Here is a 14,969-nt window from a genome sequence, read left to right on the forward strand (position 1 = left end):
AGGCGCTTCAAGAACGCCGCGAACGCAGCAAAGTGCGTGCCTCCAGCGCGGCCCGCAAGCGCTCGCGGAAAGGCCTCCGCGCCAGGCTCCGGCGGATCGCCCGCACGGCAGCCCAGGCGTGGCGCGGCGCGTCGTCGTTGACCGGAATTCTCGACCACAGCGCCCAGTCCAGCACCTGCGCCAGCCCGAGCAGCGGCTCCTCGATCGGCGTGCCCGCTGTCGCCGCCAGATCCCGCGGGGTCATCCCGGCCCGGTACGGGATCCGGTGCGCCACAAGGAGATCCCGCGCCTCAGCCCAAGCCCCCAGCACGCCGTCGGTACCGTTGCGGCGCCGCCTGCGGTGCGTGCGCAGGGCTTTCGCCAGTGGTACCCCGAGAAGCCAGCACAACAACAGCGCGGCAACCCCGATCGCGACCGCCCAGCTCACGTTCGATCCGGCGCTGGTCACCTGGTCCCCACTCGCGTCCGGCGGGATCGGAGTCTGCGGCTGCAGCTGGTTCTCCGGCGGCAGTTGCGCCCGGGCCTGTGCGGCCGCCTGAGACAGCGCGCTCTGCGGCCGGTCCGTGCGGTCGGCCCCCGAGGTCGGATCCAGCGGCACAAAGCCCACCCCGGACACCGCGACCTCCGGCCAGGCCAGGACATCCTTGTTGCGTACCACGTGGAACCCGTCCACCGTCTCCGCCGAACCCCGGTACCCGACGGCCAGCCGCGCCGGGATGCCGGTGATCCTGGCCAGCACCACGTACGCCGCGGCGAACTGTTCGCTCGTCCCTGCCTTCGTCCGCGTCAGGAATTCCCGCAGCTGCGGCCAGCCGTCCCCGGTCGGGGGCGTGCCGCCGTCGACGACCCGGTAGTTCTCCCGCAGGAACCGTTCCAGCTGTAGCGCGGCCTGGAAGCTCGGGCGCAGCCCGCGCACGGCGTGCCACGCGAGCTGGCTGATGTCGTCGGGCACCACGCCGAGCGCACCGAGCCCGCCTGGCGCCTGCGTGTCCACCCGCGCGGCGCCCAGGTCTGCCGGCAACGGTGGCGCCGACCAGCTCAGCCGGTACCCCGCCTGCTCGTTGCCCTGTGCGAGCAGGGTTTCCGCCGTCTCGTCCACGAGCGGATCGGCGCCTGCCACGCTCACCAGGTTCTGCTGGCTCGGCAGCCACGGGCCGGACAGGCCGTCGACCCGCACATCCGCGGTGTTCACCGCGGCACCGTTGCCGTCCGGCCCGACTCCCAGCCGCCGCAGGTTCGTGTCGGCGGACCAGCCCGCCCCGTCGAACCCGTCCAGCACGACCAGCCGCCACCGGTCGACGGGTGCGTCGGTGCGGTAGCGGAACACCTCCTGTCCTGGATGCATCAGCCGTGAGGCGATTTCGTTGAGGGGGTTGCTGATCCCGGTCTGAGGAGGGGGCGCGGGGTGGCTGTCCGCCAGCCGGTACGGCGCATTGCCGACCGGGTCGAGACTGCCGACGGCGGCCACTCCCGCCACGATCGTGACCACAGTGGACAGTGCCAATACCGCGCCGGAACCGGAAAACCGTCGGCGTCCCGGCCGTGCGGTCCACAGTGACAGTGCCGCCGGGGCCAGGTAGGCGAGCGCCGCCAGCATCGCGGTGAGCCCCGTCAACGCCTGGTAAGCCTGGGCGAGCATAGCCACCAGCAGGCTCGGCAGCAGTGCCACCGCGGGTTTTTTGAGGCGCAGCAAAACTTCCAGGCCGACCATCACGGCGAGCAGTACCAGAATCGGCACGAACAGCAGCTGATCGGCGTCCGGCCGGGCGGGCCACGTGGACTGCAGCGTCCGCAGCCAGCCCTCGGTCACGCCGCGCACCAGCGTTGCCGCCGTGGTGCCGGGCACCGCCGCGAACAGCCCGAGCACGCCGAGTACCAGCACCAGCAACGGCCGCCACGAACTGAGCCACCGACGGCAGATCTCGAAACCGGCGTAACCGGCGATCGCGGGCGAGAGCACCGGCAGCGCCAGCGTGCCGAGGCCGAACACCGGCGTGAACAACAGGCCGGCCACCACCGACGAGCCGAGCAACCCCACGACCGCGAGCCGGGAGCCCTCCGCGGGCTCGCCACCTCGGTCCAGAGCCGTAGTCACCGCGCCCCCAGTGCGTTCCATTTCGCCACTACCCCCGCCGCGTCCGGCGCGCTGACCGTGCCGCCGCCCGAAGGCCCGTCCCCGAGTCGCACCACCACGTCGGGCCGCCACCGGTTCGCGGTACCCAGATCGGCCCCCGCACCGGTCACCAGCACGAGCGTGCCGCCGGGGCGGGACCGGGCGGCCGGTACCAGCGGCTCGCTGTCCGCGGCGTCCTGTGCGACCACGCACAGTTCGTCCAGCAGCAGCCGGGCCACGCGCAGTCCACTGTCCACAGTGGTGTGTGCCCCGCTCGCCGTGATCAGTCCACAATGCTGCCCTGCCGACGCCGCCGCGTACAGCAACGAAGCCGCCACCTCGACAGCTTCCTCGAACAACTCCGGGCTCATCGAACCGGACCGCGTGTCCAGTACCGCCGTGAACCGGAGCTGCGCCGGGTCGGCGTACTCCCGGACCATCAGCTGACCGGTGCGCGCCGTGGCTTTCCAGTGCAGCAACCGGACTTCGTCGCCCATCACGTACTCGCGGACGGCCAGCAGATCCGACGAACCCCGCAACGGCGGATCGGTGATCGGTCCGTCGTGGTGGTGCCGCGGGTATCCGGCACCGTTCGCGCGCACCGCGTGCAGCCGCGGATACGCCCACAGGTGCGCGATCCCGCCGATGGCCCGCTCGCCGCGCGCCAGCCCGAACGGATCGGACCTGTGCAGCACCAACGGCCCCACCGCGAGCCTGCCGCGCCGGTGCGTGGGCAGCTCGTAGTGGTACGTGGCCGCCGCGCCGTCTTCCAGCGGGCGGATCTGCACCAGGTGCTCCGCCGCGCCGAGCCGGTCGTGCGCCGCGAACCCGCGGGGCCGCCGACCGGTTCCGTTGCGCACCACCAAAGAAGCCAGCGCGGGCTTGCCGCGTTCGATCCGCTCCGGCTGGACGGACCGGCTGACCTCGACTTTCGGCTGCCACAGCGCGACGCTCAGCCCGGCGAGCACGGCGCCGATCCCGACGCCGGCGATCGCACGCAGCAACGGAAACCCCGCCACTTCACCGAGCGCGTAACAACAGGCGGCCGCGACGAGCACGCCGAGGCCACGGCGGGTGAGCCGCACGGCTATCGCCCTGTCGAGACCGCGGGCACGGCCGTGTCCGCGAGCAGCTCGTCCACCACGTCGCGGGCATGGCGCTGGTTCAGCTCGGCGTCCGGGGTGAGCACGAGCCGGTGCCCCAGCACGGGATGCGCCACGGCCTTCACATCGTCCGGGGTCACGAAATCACGTCCGTAGGTGGCGGCAAGTCCTTGTGCGGCACGGATGAGCGCGATGCTGCCGCGCGGGCTGGCGCCGTACCGCACGGCCGGATGGGCCCGGCTCGCCGCCGCCAGCCGCACCGCGTACGACACGATCTCCGACGCCAGATGCGAACGGCGCACCAGCCCGATCACCTGCTGCACGTCGTCGATCCCGACCACCGGCCGCACCTCGTCCGGCGTGATCCCGGCGCAGTCGCCCATCACCACCATCACCTCGGCGTCGTGCTCGGGGTAACCCAGCCAGAGCCGCATCAGGAACCGGTCGAGCTGCGCCTCGGGCAGCCGGTAGGTGCCTTCCATCTCGATCGGGTTCTGGGTGGCCACCACGAGAAACGGCCGCGGCACGTCCTGGCGCACCGCGTCCACGGTCACCCGGCGTTCGGCCATCACCTCCAGCAGCGCGGACTGGGTTTTCGGGGTGCCACGGTTGATTTCGTCGGCCAGCACCACGTTGGCGAAGATGCCGCCGGGGTGGAACTGGAAGTTCTCGGTGTTCTGGTGATACACCATCACGCCGGTGATGTCGCCGGGCAGCAGGTCGGGCGTGAACTGGATCCGGTTCCACCGGCCGCCGAGGCTCGCCGCGATGCACCGCGCCAGCGTGGTTTTCCCGACGCCGGGCACGTCCTCGATCAGCAAATGACCTTCGGCGAACAGGGCCGCCACCGCCAGCCGGACTGTCTCCGGATGCCCGCGCAGCACCCGCTGCACGTTGTCGGCGATCAGATCGTAGGCCGCTTTCGGCGTGAGGGTCACGACTTCCCTTTCTGTTGGTGCATGGCCGTTCTCCGCCGCTACGGCGTGCCGGTCCAGCTGTCGCTCGCGGTGCCGAGTGAGGTCTTGATGGTGACGCTGATGGTCACCTGACCGAGCCAGTACGCGTTCGGGATGGGAATCTCGGTGGTGCCGGAACACGCCACCGGGCTCTGCGTGGTGTTGAGGAACGTCGTCTGGCAGGTTGCCGGCGCGCCGTTTCCGTTCGCGTCGACGGTCACGTAGATGGTCTGGTTCGACTGCGAACCCCGGACGCTCAGGATCGAGACCGTCGGCGGACCGGATGCCACGGTGGCCTTCGCCGAACCGGACGCGCCGGTCAACATCGCCCCCGAGCCGTAGTGGGTGATCGCGCGGACGGTGAACGAGATGGTGCCGCTCAACCCGGTGAACGACGTGGACGTGGCCGAAACCTGCCGCGTGCCCTGGCCGGTCGCGGTCACTTCGTAGTGGTCCAGCGTCGCACCGTGCAGGTCCGGCGCCGACCAGGAAACCGAAACCGCCCCGCTGGAACCGGCCGTCGCGGTCACCTTCGGCGCGTCGGCGGCGTGGCCGGGGACGACGGCCTTCGAACTGGCGCCGGCACTCTGCCCGGCCGAGTTCTGCGCGACCACGGTGAAGGTGTACGACCGGCCGTTCTCCAGACCGCTGATCGTGACGCTGCCTCTGGATCCGCTGACGGTGGTGGAACCGCCCGGCCAGGACACGGCGTACGCGCTGATCTTCGCGCCGTTGGAGGTGGCGGCGGACCACGACACCGTGGCCGAACCGTCCCCGGCCGTCGCTTTGACATTGCGCGGCGCACCGGGCGGCGTGGCGTCCGGCGGCGGTTGCTGCGCGACCACGATGGGCCCGGCCTGCAGCGACGGCGGCGCGGAAGGGGGCGTCTGTGGAGCGCCGCCGGACTGGTCCCCGGGCGGCTGCTGATCGACGTCCACGTCGGTCGCCGCCCCGCCCTGGCCGTCGACGACGAGCACGTGCGAACCGTCCGCGTTGTCGACGTAGATCCGGCCGTCCTGGCCGACCACCGGCTGCACCGTCCCGCCGGGCCCGGACACCGGCTTCCGGTCGTTGAGCGAACCGTCGCTGTGGTAGCTGAGCAGCTCGTTGTGCACCTGGTCGACCAGCACGATGGTGTGTGCGGCGGCGACCGGCCCGGAAAACCGGCCGTTCGCGGGCAGGTCGACCGAAACGGGTGCGGCGGGCTGGGTGTTGGTCACGAGTGAGCCCGTGTCGATGAGCTCCAGCTTGCCGCGTTCCGGATCCGCGACCGCGAGCCGCCCGTCCACCGCGTCGTTCGCGACCTGTGCGGTATCCGGGAGATCGGTGCCGAGCCCGGCGCCGTCGCCGAGGCCGTCCTTGCCGACGAGGCTCATCGTGTCGGCCGTCGTGTCGACCACCACCGGCCTGTCGTCGACCATCGCGACCGAGCCGCCGTGGCCCTGCGGCAACCGGCCGGGACAGGCCAGCAGCGTTGCCCCGCGCGGGAGTTCACAGACCGCGCCGTTGTCGATCCGGTGCAGCCACAGGGTTCCGTCCGAGGTCACGACCGGAGCGGAGAGCGGACCGCCGGCCGGGATCGTGGCAGCAGGGTCGCCGAGTCGCACGATCTGCCCCGCGGTCCGGTAAACGAGATACGGCCCGCCGACGGACTCGACGACGAACGGCTCCTCCGTGGACGGCGGCGCGGTGCTGCTGCCCACGCTGAGCGTCGACTTGTCGAATTCGGTGATCCGCGAGCGTTCCACCACGTAACCCGAGTGATCTCCTTGTGTCACTTGGCTTCCCGCGGCCGCGGGAACGTTCGCGCGGGCGTCGACCTGGCCTGTCGAGCCGTCGACGTGCACGGCCGAAGAGGAAGCGTCGTTGTAGACCCAATGCCCGACCTGGAGGAAGTCCAGTGCGGACGGGAGCGGCGCGTTCCCCGTCATTGCCGCGCCCAGCACCGCGACGCACGCGCCGACCAGCACGAAAACCACCGTACGGCGGCGCGCCGGCGCACTCAGCCGGAAACGGCGTTTCGCGCCGGAAGGTTCACTGGTCACGCGGCAACCTTAGGGGCTGGGGATACAGCGCGGGTACATCCCGGAACTTTAGCGGTCCACGATGGAATCCAGATGAAGACGCAGGTGTCACGGAATCCTCATGTTCGCCCGCCCAGGCTGGTGCCGACGAAACGAGGAGGGATTCCGGTGACCCATCTTGGTGGCATTCGCACCGCGCCGAACCCCGCGGTGCAGCGGTACCGGCTACCGGCGCCGCGTCCGCGAGCGCCGTTGGGCGGGCTCGGGGTGCCACAGCTGGTCTGCTGGCAGCTCGCGCTGATGGTGACCGTGCTGGCCTTGCGGGAACGGTGGGCGGTGTTCGCCGTGGTGGTGTTCGGCGCGGCGATCCTGGTGCTGCTGGCGAGCGTTCGGATGCGCGGTCATTGGCTCTACGAATGGCTTTTCCTGGGGGCGCGGTACGCGCTGCGCCGGTTCGAGCATGACCTGCGGGATGCGGGCGGGAGCGGCCGGGCGCTGCTGCGGGCGCTTTCTCCGGAGGCGGTGAGCCTGGTGCACCACGTCGGCGAGGAGCCGGTGTTCATGCTGAGCCGGATCACCGGGATCACCGTTGTGCTGCGCCCGGAAACCGCTGGGCGGGAACTCGCCGTGCCCCCGCCCGGCCTGTTGCTGCCGCCGGTGCAGGACGTCGCGTTCACCGCGCAGGTGGTGCACCACGCCGGAATCGGACCCGATCGTCCACTTCGGTCGTGGCTCGCGTTGCAGGCCCGGCGCACTGTCGACGTCTACCAGGACGCCGAGATGCGGCAGGCGCTCGGCAACGCCCTGCGCCGGGTGCGGCGCGGCCTGCAGCGGTCCGGTCTACGGATGGAAACCTTGCCGGAGAACGAGTTCTTCAGCGCACTGGCCTCACTCGCACACGTCACCGCCGGCCGTCACCACGTCCGCGAGGATTGGCGGCTCTTCTACAGCGGGCCGGTCTCGCAGACGACGTTCCAGCTCGTCGGCTGGGCCGGTGTTTCCCCTGCTGTCGCACCACAATTGCTGCACAGGCTGCTGACTGTGACGCCTTACGCGGCCGTGACGGTCGCCGTCAGCGCGAGCCGGGAAACCGGGACCGAACCGGAAGCCGGTGCGGCACTGCGCATCGCCGCCGCCGACCCGGCCGCGCTGGAGCACGCGACGGACGTGCTCACCCGGGTGGCGGGCGAATGGGCGGTCGGCCTCGTGCGGCTGGACGGCCGGCACGGGCACGGGATGGTTGTCACCCTCCCGCTGGGCGTGCCGGCGTCGGAGCCCTTCACTGGGTGAGCCAGTACCCGTAGGACGTGTACTCGGGGTACGGGTTCAGCAATGGCCGCGGCTGGCGGAGTTCGATGTGCACGTCCGGCGAGGTGATCAGCTCCGCCGGGATCGTGAACGAATCGCTCTGCCACGCCTCGTCCGACTCGTTCCGGATCCACGTCCCGGCCTCCTGCCCGTCCACTACGACGGTCATGTCCGGGATGCCGCGGATGTCGGCGCGGGCGGTGAGCGTGGCCGGCTTGCCCTGGATCGCGTTGTGCAGACTGAAAGTCTCGCCGCCGACGATCATCCGGCCCGCGTCGATCACGTCCTGCACGCGCGCGACGGCGGTCCACGGCTGCATCCCGGTCTGCCCCGGCACGTACACGTAGTCGTGGCCCTGCTCGTCGTCGAGGTATGCGACGTTCAGGTAGTCCCGCACCTCGCCGGGAACCGGTGCGGCGTCGGCGTTTCCGGCGAGGCTCCAGTTCGCCTTCGCGATGCTGAAGTCCCGGAACGGCACCGCGGTGATACCACGCAGATCGGCGGGAGTCTTCGCCTGGAACTTGCCCACCGCGGGCTGCTCCAGCAGGCCCGCGTCGCGCAACGGCGCCATGCTCGGGCCGGGACCGGTGTCGTAGGTGGCGAAGTAGTCCGGCCGCTGCGTCGGCGGCATGTGCCGGAGCGCTTCGTAGAGCGAGCCGATGCCGTTGTTGACCGGCTCGGCGAGCCCGTTGGTGCCCAGGCCGAGCAGATCGACGATGCGCCGGTCGGAGAAGTACGCGACCGCGCCGACGTCCTTGACGGCGACGACGGCATCGGCGGGCAGATGCCCGGTCATCCAGGCTGCGTAGGAGACGTCCGAATCGCGGATCGCGGCACCGGCCCTGGCGTAGCGCACGCCCCACATCGGCACCGCGACGAGCGAGAACACGAGCGCGACGACGAGCGCGCCGTGCAGCGCGAACCGGCGGAACCGGGGCTGCGGCAGCAATCTCGCGATCCCGTGCACGCCGGCGACCACGCACAGGAAGAACAGTGGCAGGAACGGCTGGAAGTAGCGCAGCTCGTGGTACAGCGCGGTGTTCAAAGTGGAAAGTGAGCCGACGGCGCCGAGCAGTCCGGCGAGCACGGCGATGATCACCGGCCGGTTCGCGCGGGGCAGCAGCAGCCAGGCGGCGCCGACGGCGGCGAGGAGCAGCGCGCCGGGAAAGGTGAAGTCCTGCGCCGAAAAGCCGAGGAACGTGCCGAGCAAGCTGCGCAGCGTGGCGGTGACGCGGTCGAGGAAGTCGCCGGGATAGAAGACGGGGGAGTCGTGCAGGAACGATTTCGACTGCACGCCATTGGCCGACGCCGTACCGGTCGCGATCCGGTAGAACGCCAGCTGCGCGATGCCGACCGCCACCGGGAGCAGGCTCCATACCGCGCGCAGCAGCATCCTGGGAATGCCGGACAGGCGACGATGTGTCCACAGTGTCCACAGCACCGCGCAGGTGAGCACGCCGGCGAAGATGAGCCCTTCCGGGCGTGCCAGCGCGAGCAACGCGGCCGCCAGCGGCGTGAAGCGGAAGCGGGCGGCGGGCTGCTCCCGCACCAGGGTGAGGGTCAGCCCCGTGACGAGCAGGGCGACCAGGCCGACCTCCATGCCACTCGCCGCGCCCCACAACAGCGGGCCGCTGACCGCGACGAGCAGACCGGCCCAGATCCCGGCCGTCCTGCCGATGAGCCGCGCGCCGAGCACACTGGTCAGCGCGGCTGCCGCGGCGAAGCAACAGACGTTGAATGCGATGGCGAAGGCCAGGAATAAGCTTCCGTGCAGGCCGACCGCATACGCGGCGCCGAGCACGAACGCATAGAGCATGCTGCTGGCGCCGGCGCTGATCTCGTCGCCGGTGTTGAACTGGAAGAAATGGCCGGAGCCGAGCTGGCGGCCGTACTGCAGGTGGATGTAGACGTCGTCGAGCGGGGCGAACAGTTTGCCGCTGTTCCACAGCAACGATCCCGCGACGAACCCGAAGCCGAGGACGAGCGCGACAGCCGCGATCCACCACGCGGGATTGCCGCGCGGGCGTCTGTCCGGTTCTTCCGGCGCGGGCTCGGGGAGCTCCGCGTTGTCAGGTGAAGCGTCGACGAGCTGTGTCACGTGTTTGTTCCTTTCCTGCCCGCGACGGCTTGCGGTAGTGATTCCCCCAGGCAGCGATGATCATGCCCGGTTTCACCCTAGCGTGGGGTTTTGCGCGTCTTGTTCGGGCTACCGTCCGAACTCGGATCGCAGCGCGCGTTTGTCGATTTTCCCGACGCCCGTCGTCGGGAGCGCCTCGACGAAGTCCACGCTCGCCGGCACGTAGTGCTCGCGACCGAACGCCGCGCGCGCGTGCGCCCGGACTTCCTCGGCGCTGAGCGGCGGTTCGGCGACCACCACGGCGTGCAGCGACTGCCCGTTGACGCCGAACACAGCCACTTCGCGCACCGACGGATGCGTCGCCAGCGCGCGCTCCACTTTGGCCGGCGCGACCTTCGTGCCATGCTCGCCGACAACGACGACGTCGTCGGCGCGATCGAGCAGGTAGAGGTAGCCCTCGTCGTCGAAGCGCCCGAGATCGCCGGTGCGTAGCCAGCCGTCGCCGACCGGCGGGGCGCCGAGGTAACCGTCCATCATCGCCAGTCCGCGCACCTCGACCTCCCCGTCGACGATCCGGGCGGCCATCCCCGGCACGATCCGGCCCACCGAGCCCAGCCGCTCGGGCCGCCCGATCAGCTCGCCGGCCGAGATGCTCGCGATCATCGGCGCTTCGGTGAGCCCATATCCTTGTCCCACAACAGGTCCGAACACATCGAGGGCCTGCGCGAGCCGGTGCGGCGGCAGCGGTGCGGCGCCAAGGGACAGGGAGCGGACGCTGTCGAGGCGGGTGCCCGGCCGTGCCGGGTGGTCGAGCAGTTCGGCCAGTCGCGGCGGCGTCAAGGACAGCGACGTGATCCGGTGCCGCTCGATGTCGGCGAGGACCGCTCCGGCGTCGAAACCGTCATGCACCACAACGGTTTCGCCCTGCAGCAAGGCGCCGACCACGCTCGCGTGACCGGTCATGTGCGTCATCGGCGCGACGACGAGCACGCGTCCCGGCTCGGCCGGTGATCCCGCGAAGATATGCGCCATGCCGTCGTAGATCCCGCTGTGCCGGATCAGTTTCGGCGCGCCGGTGGTGCCACCGCTCGGGAGGAGAACGTCCACCGCGGCAGGCAGGACGAGTGGCACGGGCTCGCCGTCGAGGTCGGCCAACGTCCGGACATCGCCCGCGGGCCAGGCGTCAGGTCGATCGGTGACGACAGTGGTGACCCCCGCCGCGGCGGCTGCCGCCAGCTGGTCCGCGCGGGGAGCCGAGGCCGCCACGAGCAGCACGCGCGCGCCACGCAGCATCGCCGCAAGCTGGACGAGCACAGTCTCCGGCCGGTTCGCCAGGTCGACCGCCACGACGTCGACCTCGCCGAGCCCACCGTGCAGGCGCAGCAACCGGTCGTGCGCCTCGCGGTAGGTCATCGGGCCCTGGTGGTGGAACAGCACGCTGTCCCCGCCGCCGGTCAGTGCGGTGAGGACAGCGTTCAGGAAGACACTCTGCGTGGGCACGGCCCGACGCTACCGCTTACCAGGGAAAGGTCCGGTCGTTGCCGAAGTAGCCTCCGGTGGGCCCGTCGGGGCTGACCTGGGCCATCCGCACGATGATCTCGGCCCCCTGCTCGACGGTCTGCGCCCCGGCGTTCGCGTTCAGGTCGGTTTTGGTGAAGCCGGGCTCCACCGCGTTGATCCGGATGGCCGGGAACGCCTTCGCGTACTGCACGGTTATCACGTTGACGGCGGTCTTCGAAGCGGGATAGGCGACTCCCGCGTAGGCGTAGGCCGAGGTGTCCGGGGTGGTGAGCCGGCTCAGTGAGGCGAGCCCGCTGCTGACGTTCACCACCACTGGGGCGGCGGAACGCTGTAGCAGCGGGAGAAACGCGTGGAGCACGCGCACCGTGCCGAAGACGTTCGTCTCGAACGTCTGCTGCATGAGGTCGGCGGTCAGGTCAGCGGCGCCGATCACCCCGTCGTCGGTCCACTCCGGAGCGATACCGGCGTTGTTGATCAGTACGTCCAGCCCGCCGTCGGCTTCGATGACCTTGACCGCGGCCCGCACGGACGCGTCGTCGGTGACGTCGAGCTGCACGGCCCGTCCGCCCAGCTGTTCGGCAGCCTGCCGCCCACGTCCGGCGTCCCGGCTGCCGACATAGACGGTGTGACCTGCGTCGATGAGCTGACGCGCGGTCTCGAAGCCCAGTCCCGTGTTGGCTCCGGTGATCAGTGTCGATGTCATGCCGCCACGCTAGTTTTTAGAGCGCACTCGAAGTCAATCGTGCCGGGTGACCAGGGGTGATGGCAGGTGGGGACCCTGCGTGAGGGGGGTCGGGGCCGCGTGCTAATCTTTTCTTCGTCGCCAGCGAGGGAAACCTCGCGGCAACAGATTCGCGCCAATAGCTCAACTGGCAGAGCAGCTGACTCTTAATCAGCGGGTTCGGGGTTCGAGTCCCTGTTGGCGCACCATCACCCCAGGTCAACGGCCTGGGGTTTTGTGGTTTCTGATCTTGGTGTCCCAAAACTGTCCCTTTTCGTCGAGTCCAAGGCTGCCAATACAACGGCCGGACGACGGGACGGCGCTTGACGGCCCACATAGGTGTCTGTGGTCTGTGACACGCGGGAATGGCCGAGCAGATCGCTTGCCTCTCGGGCCGGGAGCGCGTCAGTGACCAGAGTTGCGACGGTTCGGCGGAATGTACGGGGAGTGAACCAGTCTCCGATGTCGTGACGCTCCCGGAAGGCCCGCCAGTCCCGGCGGAGGTTACTGCTCTCGCGTAACCCACCGAGGGAGTTCGGGAACACCCAGCCGGTCAGTTCCTCCGGGGCGACCCCGGCTTCGGCGGCGACCCTCGTTCGGCGATCCAGCAGCATTGCGGTAAGCCAGTCGGCCAGCGCGACGCCTCGGAGGGCATTTTCCGTCTTGCCGTCGTTGATCTTCGCCCCGTCAGCCTTTGTGCGAACCATGTTGCCTGCAACCCAGGCGATCTTTTCGGTGAAGTCGATGTTCTCCCAGCGGACGGCGATCCCCTCACCGGTTCGTTCCCCAGTGCCGCCGTAGAACCGCATAATGTCGGGTAGGTCCTGTCTCACGGCCACTTCGTCGGCATCAGCCTTGGCGAAAATGTCGAGAACCTCTTCGACCTTCAGCGCGCGCACCGGCTTCTTGCGCTTGCGGTTCTCTACGGCCCGCGCATCGCGGACAGGGTTGGCCTTGAGTGCCTCGTGCCGGACAGCGAGAGCGCAGAACCCCGAGATGATGGCCCGGACGGTCCGGGCGGTGCTTGCCGAGTGGCTTGTGTTGATGTCTTGAATGATCTTGTCGGCGCGCCCGGTCGTGAGTTCGTTAATTCGCAGGCTCTCAACGCGAGACTTGACGAGCGTCCGCCACCGCTGTTCGTAGGTGTCATACGAGGTACCACTACGCACGCCCAAGTCGACCTGATTGCGGAACTCCTCAAGCCACTTCTCGGCGACAACGACAACTTTCGTCTCAGGTGTGATCAGCCCGGAGCCGACCCGGCGATCGCGGACACTTTCACGCACCTCGTTCTCTGCTGCGCCCTTGGTCGCTGCCCAACGTCGAATCTTGCGCACCCGACCGTCGGTATCCCTGTACTTGCACCATGCCTTCCAGGAGGCACCGTCCCGTCTTGAGCCGATCTTGCCGTGCGTGCCCACCGGCAGAGGTTGACGTGCCACTTCCCTTTCCTCTCAAGCCACGTCGTTGAGCGAGTCGAACCACCGGATGACGTCCTCGGCCTTGTAGCGCAGGTGCTTACCGACTCGCTTGCCCTGCGGGCCGTAGCCCCGGGCGCGCCAGTCATACAAGGTGTTGACCGGGACGCAGAGGTATTCGGCTACGTCTTCGACCGTCCAAAGTCTCTCCATCTGTCACGTCCTTTCACTTCCGTGCCAACGATTCCTCCCTTTCCTCTCGTGCAATCCGCCTGCGCTCCCGGGCTTTGGCCGCAGCGGTGTTGGCCAGTGCGGCGTCGCCGATGGTGAGCCAGCCGACGCCGTCGAAGATCCAATTGAGGGTTACCGCGGCTTCGTCGCCGAGCTGGTCGGCGTCGGACGGCGGCGCGTCCTCGGGGTGCCTATCGCCGCGCTGGAAGGCCCTACGGACAGCGCGAAGGGCTGTCAGGGTGGTGGAGTAGCGGCGGCTCTTAGTGGAGAAGTGGCCGCCGTAGCCGAGCATGTGCGCCCACTTCTGGAGGCGGCCCCAGCCCTCGTCCCAGGCTTCGCGCTGAGCTTGCGAGGTGTAGTAGAAGGGGCGGTTGCCGAGGGACCAGCAGGCCGTGAGTTGCCGGGCTTGGTGGGTGTCCTGGTCGGCGTAGATGTTGGCGGTCTGCTGGGTCAGTTTCCTCGATACGTGCCCGGCTTCCTCGGTGGCTTTCGTGGCGTACTTGGCGAGATACGCCGCCACGGCGGCTGATGTCAGGGCGCCGTGGTCGTCGTGGTCACCGGTAGCGAGGCGGACCCGGCGGATGTCGGTTTGCGTGCCCCAGTGCAGGGCCCAGCCGGTGCGTTGCCGGGGATGGGACGCCGTAGCGAAGCGCGTGACGGTCGCAGCAGTGTCGATGAGGCTGCTCAGCAGCTCCAGCGTGATCGAAGCATCCGGCGCCACAATGGTATCCGGGTCATCGGGGTTGAGCCCGTCAAGCCGGATCAGGGCGTGAAAGTGGACGGTGCCGCGCCGCTGATACTCGGCGACCTTCGCGAACGAGAGCCGGACTTTGACGCCCCGGTCTTTGGCGGCTGCTTTGAGGTAGCGGTTGAGGGTGATCGTGGTGCGCCGCCACAACTCGCCCGCGTGGAAGTTCCACACCGCCTGCGCGTCGTAGTCGTAGCAGTCCCGGCAGATCGGCTCCCCGACGCACGGGTCGTCTTCGGCATGCCGTACCCGGCATTCGGTCGAGCGGCCATGCGGACAGAGCGGGGCGAACCGGCGCGGCCGGCATGGGCGGACCTGCCCATTTGTTCCGGTCACCCGCGTGTGGACGGGGCCGAACGCCGGAGCGGTGAGGGTGACGAAGAAGCACGGGTGCTCCGTGACGGTCTCGGGCACACCCTTGCCGCCGACGAGCCCGGCTTTCACGAGCTGGTACGTGTCGGCCCGGTAGGTCTCCGCGCAGGCCGGGCACACCGATGCGCGTCGGTTCTTGCAAGCGACATAGAGCCGCCCGTCGGGCATGTCGTCGGTGACGTGCTCCGTGGTGCCGTCATCCCACCTGGCATCCAGCCGGAGCCGTACTGGCCGTGAGCAAGCCGCTGCGGGCATGACGTGCGCGAGCCACCACGAGTATCCGTGCTGCGTGGCCCGGGCAGTGGCTTCTTCGGCGAGCTGCGCAGTGGTCACGGAACCACCACCGGAACGGCCTGCCCAAACTCGCGACGGCGCGG

General features: G+C 69.5%; 11 protein-coding genes and 1 tRNA gene. 2 read left to right on the plus strand and 10 right to left on the minus strand.

What is annotated here, in order from left to right; all coding sequences use genetic code 11:
- Nucleotides 1–7 precede the first annotated feature (7 nt).
- From VHD82_RS07095 to VHD82_RS07110, 4 genes are read right to left on the minus strand one after another with little or no spacing between them, the layout of a single operon-like run.
- On the minus strand, nucleotides 8–2,116 hold the full coding sequence (locus tag VHD82_RS07095; protein WP_325698292.1) for a transglutaminaseTgpA domain-containing protein: 2,109 nt from the start codon (nucleotides 2,114–2,116) through the stop codon (nucleotides 8–10).
- The gene (locus VHD82_RS07100) at nucleotides 2,092–3,198 is read right to left on the minus strand and encodes a DUF58 domain-containing protein (RefSeq protein ID WP_325698295.1); all 1,107 of its coding nucleotides are present in this window, start codon (nucleotides 3,196–3,198) and stop codon (nucleotides 2,092–2,094) included. Before VHD82_RS07100 ends, VHD82_RS07095 begins: the two co-directional genes overlap by 25 nt.
- 2 nt (nucleotides 3,199–3,200) lie before the next feature.
- On the minus strand, nucleotides 3,201–4,154 hold the full coding sequence (locus VHD82_RS07105; protein WP_325698298.1) for a MoxR family ATPase: 954 nt from the start codon (nucleotides 4,152–4,154) through the stop codon (nucleotides 3,201–3,203).
- Between the two features lie 38 nt (nucleotides 4,155–4,192).
- Complete coding sequence (locus tag VHD82_RS07110) at nucleotides 4,193–6,217, minus strand: fibronectin type III domain-containing protein (RefSeq protein WP_325698301.1); 2,025 nt, start codon at nucleotides 6,215–6,217, stop codon at nucleotides 4,193–4,195.
- 147 nt (nucleotides 6,218–6,364) lie between these two features.
- On the opposite strand from VHD82_RS07110, the gene VHD82_RS07115 reads away from it, so the two are divergent.
- A complete protein-coding gene (locus VHD82_RS07115; RefSeq protein ID WP_325698304.1) occupies nucleotides 6,365–7,486 on the plus strand; it encodes a hypothetical protein in 1,122 nt (373 codons plus the stop codon).
- Here the strand turns inward: VHD82_RS07115 and VHD82_RS07120 are convergent.
- From VHD82_RS07120 to VHD82_RS07130, 3 genes are all read right to left on the minus strand, one after another.
- Nucleotides 7,476–9,602 carry a hypothetical protein gene (locus VHD82_RS07120; protein WP_325698307.1) on the minus strand — a complete coding sequence of 709 codons (2,127 nt, stop codon included), beginning with the start codon at nucleotides 9,600–9,602 and terminating at the stop codon, nucleotides 7,476–7,478. The genes VHD82_RS07115 and VHD82_RS07120 overlap by 11 nt on opposite strands.
- A 108-nt stretch (nucleotides 9,603–9,710) precedes the next feature.
- Nucleotides 9,711–11,081 carry a fatty acid--CoA ligase family protein gene (locus VHD82_RS07125; RefSeq protein WP_325698311.1) on the minus strand — a complete coding sequence of 457 codons (1,371 nt, stop codon included), beginning with the start codon at nucleotides 11,079–11,081 and terminating at the stop codon, nucleotides 9,711–9,713.
- 16 nt (nucleotides 11,082–11,097) lie between these two features.
- Nucleotides 11,098–11,805 carry an SDR family NAD(P)-dependent oxidoreductase gene (locus VHD82_RS07130; protein WP_325698314.1) on the minus strand — a complete coding sequence of 236 codons (708 nt, stop codon included), beginning with the start codon at nucleotides 11,803–11,805 and terminating at the stop codon, nucleotides 11,098–11,100.
- Between the two features lie 151 nt (nucleotides 11,806–11,956).
- Between VHD82_RS07130 and VHD82_RS07135 the strand changes: the two genes are divergently transcribed.
- A tRNA-Lys gene (locus VHD82_RS07135) sits at nucleotides 11,957–12,032 on the plus strand.
- Here the strand turns inward: VHD82_RS07135 and VHD82_RS07140 are convergent.
- From VHD82_RS07140 to VHD82_RS07150, 3 genes are read right to left on the minus strand one after another with little or no spacing between them, the layout of a single operon-like run.
- Nucleotides 12,033–13,244, minus strand: coding sequence for a site-specific integrase (locus VHD82_RS07140; RefSeq protein ID WP_325698318.1), 1,212 nt, complete (start codon nucleotides 13,242–13,244; stop codon nucleotides 12,033–12,035).
- Between the two features lie 33 nt (nucleotides 13,245–13,277).
- A complete protein-coding gene (locus VHD82_RS07145) occupies nucleotides 13,278–13,454 on the minus strand; it encodes a helix-turn-helix domain-containing protein (RefSeq protein ID WP_325698321.1) in 177 nt (58 codons plus the stop codon).
- Nucleotides 13,455–13,467: 13 nt separating this feature from the next.
- Nucleotides 13,468–14,925: a replication initiator gene (locus tag VHD82_RS07150; protein WP_325698324.1), complete on the minus strand. Its 1,458-nt coding sequence runs from the start codon at nucleotides 14,923–14,925 to the stop codon at nucleotides 13,468–13,470.
- Nucleotides 14,926–14,969: the final 44 nt, after the last annotated feature.

Origin of the sequence: Amycolatopsis sp. (assembly GCF_035546795.1) — a bacterium.
GTDB lineage: Bacteria > Actinomycetota > Actinomycetes > Mycobacteriales > Pseudonocardiaceae > Amycolatopsis_E.

Coding starts and splice junctions, on each gene's coding strand:
- VHD82_RS07145 (WP_325698321.1), bottom strand. CDS start 13,454: ATGGAGAGACTTTGGACGGTCGAAGACGTAGCCGAATACCTCTGCGTC.
- VHD82_RS07095 (WP_325698292.1), bottom strand. CDS start 2,116: ATGGAACGCACTGGGGGCGCGGTGACTACGGCTCTGGACCGAGGTGGC.
- VHD82_RS07130 (WP_325698314.1), bottom strand. CDS start 11,805: ATGACATCGACACTGATCACCGGAGCCAACACGGGACTGGGCTTCGAG.